Annotated in this window: 1 pseudogene; it reads right to left on the reverse strand. The window is 55.8% G+C overall.

The window, feature by feature from the left end:
- Positions 1–337, reverse strand: a pseudogene (locus AF337_RS40635) (hypothetical protein); the annotation flags it as partial.

A 337-nucleotide genomic window follows, 5' to 3' on the forward strand; every position in this document is an offset into this window, starting at 1 on the left:
TCTCTGCGTTTCATGTCGGCCTGACCTCTTTCAGCGTCGAATTGATTGAACGGTCGGGCGGGATCAAGCGGGGAGCGGAAGGCTTGAAGACTATATTCGCGCTTGGAGTAAATGACATTGATTCCCTGGTTTTCGAGGTCGTTCCAAACCGTGAACAGCACCGATCCGTCCTTGCCGCGACGCTCTTCAGCTTGCCAGGGATAATGCCTGAGTATTCTGAGGTCTGAGTTTATCCCGGGCATTGTCGCTTCAAAATCGACGCGCGCGGCGGGTCTGTCCGGATAGTCCCTAAGCGGCTTCAGCCAGAACTCGGGATCGAAGAGCCTCTTCGGTGGCC

It is taken from the genome of Rhizobium ecuadorense (assembly GCF_001187535.1).
Classification (GTDB): Bacteria; Pseudomonadota; Alphaproteobacteria; order Rhizobiales; family Rhizobiaceae; genus Rhizobium; species Rhizobium ecuadorense.